This window comes from Pseudomonas avellanae BPIC 631 (assembly GCF_000444135.1).
In the GTDB taxonomy this organism is placed as follows: Bacteria; Pseudomonadota; Gammaproteobacteria; order Pseudomonadales; family Pseudomonadaceae; genus Aquipseudomonas; species Aquipseudomonas avellanae.
In genome coordinates, this window is the sequence record NZ_ATDK01000448.1 from 1 (window position 1) to 2,383 (window position 2,383).

The window sequence follows — 2,383 nt, forward strand, 5'->3', positions numbered from 1 at the left end:
TTTTCGAAATAAGTTACCCATAACCTGCAAGCTAAGCTATTGATAAGATTTGAATTTTCCGTTAGTTGGTGGCTGATTTTTTCGAAAACAGTACACTAGTATATGTATCGCACCAAGTGCTTTCAGACAGTTCGCCCTGCTCTAAGATGCAGCTTAAGTGACAATTCGCCCGAGGCGTTGCTGCCTTGGGATCGACGATGCGTTTATACCTGCGCTCTTTTAATGGCTGAGTGCGGCCTCGAAAGATTTGGTGAACCCGACAAGGTCGCTACCCAAAATCTGACACAGATCACGAAGCTGAACCATATCCAGCCGCCTCACCCCCCTCTCCACATCACTCATGAACGATTGTGGCCTCCCCTGCGCGGCAGAGTACTGGGCTGAGCTGGTCATCCTTGACTCAACACGCATGCGCTTTAGCTCCTGCAGAAAGATCAAGTGTTCGCGTCGATATGCAAGGAGGATATGGTATCCACCAAATTTTGTGTGGAACCATTAGCTCCACAGAGTCCCGTCCAGGCGGGATTCAGCCATATCGGATGAAAACTGTAATTTAATTTTTAACTCTGCAGTCTTAAAATTTTGCGGAGATTACAGGGATATGGCAAAAAACTCACACCCGACGAACTGGGCCCGCTGATCGCAGATTATGTGAACGCAGGCGTCGCGCGGCACTTGCTGCAGCAGCGTTTCGAGAAGGCGTAGACGGCAGGGCGGGTGACCGCCCGACTTTTCTGCGCACAACAAAAAACCCGCCGAAGCGGGTTTTTCCAAGACCATCCCGACATCCTGTCGGCCGCCTCCGAGGCGATGGTCGATCATCCTTGATCCTGGTGAACTCCCTGTTCACCACTTGATGGATCCAATCTTATGCCTCGCGCACAGGGTCGGAAATAGCCAAGTTCCTCGATCGCGTGTAAGCCTTTCGCTATACCTCGCCGATTCGGATTTGGGCGTGCGCACAGCGGGCAAGTATTTTGGCGTCAGGAAAGAATTTGCATCCGGCAGGTTTGCCGCCAGCAAAAAACGCAGGCAATAAAAAACCCGCCGAAGCGGGTTTGTACCAAGACCATTCCAACTCCCTGTCGGCTGCCTTCCCGGCGATGGTCGATCGTCCCTGATCCTGGTGAACTCCTTGTTCACCAGTTGTTGGATCCAATCTTACGGCTCTTGTAAAAGGTGGCAAATAGCCGATTTGCTATTCGGCGTGTAAGCCTTTCGCTATACGTGTGTGGCATTCAGCCATGTATTTGCGTGCCAAAACCCGGTCTTGAGTCGCTGAAAGCGCCAGTCTGTAGGGGTTTGGGTGTTTCTCAGGACGATCAGGGCGAGAAGGTCGCCGCCACTTCACAATAACGCTGCTCGGCGTTTTTGCTTTCTTCGTCACGGTTGCGCGCTGCACGCTTGGTCCAATCCCGGCATTCCTCTTTGAAGCTGACCTGAGCGGCCTTACGGCACTCGCGTCGTTCCAGCGAGCGAGCGGCGAAGTTCTCGCACACGCTGTCGCCATCAATAGAGTTGCCATAGACGCGCCATTGCGCACGGTAGCGATTGCGTCCGTCCCATTCGCGAATGGAGACCGTCGCGACGCTGTACGGCCTGGACGCCCGAGCGGTGCTGCGCCCGGTGTTGGCCTTGAAGTCGGCCATGTAGTCTGCCGACACCATGCCTTTCGCCGGTTCTGTCTGAGCCGGGCGAGGGACCTGGCCAAACCGGCAATTCAATACACTCTCATCGATGACGTTGCCGTTCTTCATGCAGTTATCCAGCGGCTGCACAGTAGCGGGCTGCTCCTGGGTTGCAGCGACGGGCATGAGGTCCGATGTTCGGTTCAATGTGGTTGGCATGACAGCTGCAGGCGCTGCCGGTTCGCTGTCGATCACCGGTGTCTGGGCTTCGGCCACTGGCTGTTCGACAGGCGGCGGCAGCGGCGCAACCTTCGGGCCTCGCACCTGAGAGGCCACCAGCCCTGCCAGGCATCCGGCAACGATCAGCCCGGCCAGCCACAGTCCATAAGGGCGCGGTTGCACCCTGCGTTGGCGGCTTGGATGCGAACCCAGTACGACGTCAACCTGGCCGGGTACGAGCCGCTGGATACGAATAATCCCGTCGTCCTCGGGTTGCTGCGTGGATTCCATTCCTGCTCCAGATCAAGCGTCATGTGAAGGTAAGTGCTGCGTCTGCTGACGAACGTAGCGAGCGTCAAATTTCAATTCTATCGGCTGTGCATCGTGTTTCTGTAACGCTTTGGTGCTGTATGCATCGCACCCGCCGCGCTAGGCTCTGTACGAAAAGTGGCTGCGCTCGGTGATGCTGCGTTAAAAACAGGCTCGGAATGCTCATTTACAACCCGTAGACTCCGCTTCCTCGCCTGTTTTTGCCT

At 55.4% G+C, this 2,383-nt stretch carries 2 protein-coding genes and 1 pseudogene; 1 reads left to right on the forward strand and 2 read right to left on the reverse strand.

All coding sequences use genetic code 11. The features are described from left to right. Positions 1 to 219: 219 nt before the first annotated feature. Positions 220 to 411, reverse strand: a complete 192-nt coding sequence (locus DW49_RS1000000133805; RefSeq protein WP_044424612.1) for a hypothetical protein — start codon at positions 409 to 411, stop codon at positions 220 to 222. A 186-nt stretch (positions 412 to 597) separates the two neighbouring features. Between DW49_RS1000000133805 and DW49_RS1000000134095 the strand changes: the two are divergent. Further along, positions 598 to 705, forward strand: a pseudogene (locus DW49_RS1000000134095) (peptidase M48, Ste24p); the annotation flags it as partial. Between the two features lie 617 nt (positions 706 to 1,322). On the opposite strand, the gene DW49_RS0123905 reads toward DW49_RS1000000134095, so the two are convergent. Further along, complete coding sequence (locus DW49_RS0123905; protein ID WP_005621746.1) at positions 1,323 to 2,138, reverse strand: hypothetical protein; 816 nt, start codon at positions 2,136 to 2,138, stop codon at positions 1,323 to 1,325. Positions 2,139 to 2,383 lie beyond the last annotated feature (245 nt).

Excerpts from the sequence above, each read along its gene's own strand:
- DW49_RS1000000133805 (WP_044424612.1), bottom strand. The coding sequence starts at position 411 with ATGCGTGTTGAGTCAAGGATGACCAGCTCAGCCCAGTACTCTGCCGCG.
- DW49_RS0123905 (WP_005621746.1), bottom strand. The coding sequence starts at position 2,138 with ATGGAATCCACGCAGCAACCCGAGGACGACGGGATTATTCGTATCCAG.